Source organism: Endozoicomonas sp. SESOKO2 (assembly GCF_024606245.1).
Lineage (GTDB): Bacteria > Pseudomonadota > Gammaproteobacteria > Pseudomonadales > Endozoicomonadaceae > Endozoicomonas_A.
On record NZ_JAHHPQ010000396.1, the window covers coordinates 1 to 2486 of the forward strand.

Below are 2486 nucleotides of genomic sequence, written 5' to 3' on the forward strand. Positions count from 1 at the left end.
GAGTTTATGCAGGGCACCCAAGGAGGGAAACAGGTCGAACACAGCCTGAGCATGGCTGGCGTCCAGAAGACGCAACTGATCATCTTTTGTTAAGGGTTGCAGAATTTCCCAATAGAGTCTTTTCATGTAATCGTGTTTCAGCACCCCCGACAGTGGTTGCAACAGGGCTGAGCACTGTTCCCATCGGCTCCTATCCGGCAATGACTTCAGCCGCTTGACAAAGTGGATAAAACGCTCTCTGTGTTCATGGGAAGAAGATAGAACCATTGCCTTATTTAATACATGCAAGGGCAAAGTTTTAATCGAATGACGCCACAAAAAATCCCGATCCTTTTGATCAGTCCGGAGGTAGCGCTCGACGCCTTTCCCGCCATAAGAAAATAAAAGCGTTATCAATGATTCCATCATCAGAACGGTTTTAGTCTTTGCATTGAATTGCTGAAACTGTTGTAAAACCACCCAGTTGAGTGACCAGTCTGGCTTAGAGGTGGAAAGATAAAGGGCCACTGTTTTTATTTGGCGATTGAATTCGTCATCCTCCTCATCCTCTGAATCGCTATCGTATTCGTCGCCCTCTTCACTCTCTGAATCACTTTTGTCTTCAGCAGATTCTGCTAAAAGCCATTGTTTCAGTTGTGTTTCCTGATGTTGCAGCATCTGAATAGCAGGCAGCCCTTCTGATTTCCAGAGTCTGGTCATTATTCGCAGGAGCTGGTGATTGGGTGCACCTCCACAGCTTATCCAATCCATCACTTTTTTCACTGGCTCATGTTTGGGTATGCCTTTGCAACTATTCATGGATGAGAAGGAGCGGAACAACTTCATATTGAATTCACCATCCTTGTCTTTCCATTCCGGCCAGCCCAACATTGCTTTCACTTGCCCATGTTTGAGCATGCCTCTTCTATTATTCATAGATGAGAAGGAGCGGAACAGCTCCATACTAAACTCGTCATCTTTGTCCTTCCATTCCGGCCAGCTCAGCATATCTTTCACTTCCTTATGTTTGGGTATACCTCTTTTGTCGTACATGGACGCGAAAGAGCGGAAAAGCTCCATGTTGAACTTGCTGTCCCTGTCTTTCCACTCCGGCCAGCTCAGGATCTCTTTCACTTTCTCGTGTTTAAGCATGCCTTTACCACTGTTTATGGATGAGAAAGCGCGGAAGAGCTCCACACTGAATTCTCCATCTTTGTCTCTCCATTCCGGCCAGCTCAGCACCCGTTTCACTTGCTCATGCTTGAGCATACCTTTGCCATTATTCATGGATGAGAGGGAGCGAAACAGCTCCATATTGAACTCGCCATTTTTGTCTTTCCATTCCGGCCAGCCCAGCACCTCTTTTACTTCCTCATGTTTGAGCATGCCCATGCCATTATTCATGGACGAAAAGACGCGGAACAGCCTCATATTGAATTTGTCATCCTTGTCTTTCCATTCCGGCCAGCTCAGGACCTCTTTTACTTCTTCATGGTTGAGCATGCCCTTGGAATGATTCATAGACGAGACGGAGCGAAACAACCCCATATTGAACTTGTCATCCTCATCTTTCCATTCCGGCCAGCCCAGCATCTCTCTGACTTTCTTATGTTTGGGTACGCCTCTTTTGTTGTACAGGGATGAGAGGGAGCGGAATAGCTCCATGTTGAACTCGCCATCGTTGTCCTTCCATTCCGGCCAGCCGAGCACCTCTTTCACTTCCTGATGTTTGAGTATGCCTTTACCACAGTTCATGGACGAGAAAGCGCGGAACAGCTCAATATTGAACTCGTCATCTTTGTCCTTCCATTCCGGCCAGCCCAACAACTCTTTCATTTCCTCATGTTTGAGCATGCCTCTACCACTTTTCATGGATGAGTAAGCACGGAACAGTTCCATATTGAACCCGTCATCATTGCCTTTCCATTCCGGCCAGCTCAGGATCTCTTTCACTTCCTCGTGTTTAAGTATACCTTTGCTACTATTCATGGATGAGAAGGGGCGGAACAGCTCCTTACTGAACTTGCCATCCTTATCTTTCCATTCCGGCCAGCTAAGAATCTCTCTCACTTCCTCATGTTTGGGTATGCCTCTTTTGGCGTTCATAGATGAGAAAGAGCGGAATAACTCCGTATTGAACTCGCCATACTCGTCTTTCCATTCGGGCCAGCTCAGCATCTCTTCCACTTCCTCATGTTTGAGCAAGCCTTTTCTATTATTCATGGACGAAAGGGAAGTCAATACATCCAAACTCGCTAAATATTCGAGTTCACCCTGGCTACGCTCGGCAAAATCACGGATATGTTTTTTATTATTTAGCATGCTGGTCAGCATGCCGGTATTTTTGAAGGATTCAGGAAGGCGCCCAAAAAAAACGGTCGCATTATCGAAGAAGCCATTAAAAGACTTTCTCTCTACGAATCGAAGAAGCTTATAAAAAGTGTACTTGACTGTGATGTTTTTTTTCTTGCATATCTCTATCAGGGTTTGCGCTTTTTCCAGCTCTT

The 2486-nt window shown here is 45.9% G+C and carries 1 protein-coding gene; it reads right to left on the bottom strand.

The annotated features are described in order from the left end of the window. Positions 1–2486: hypothetical protein (locus tag KDK17_RS08635; protein ID WP_257254080.1), on the bottom strand; the 2486-nt coding region annotated here is incomplete at both ends.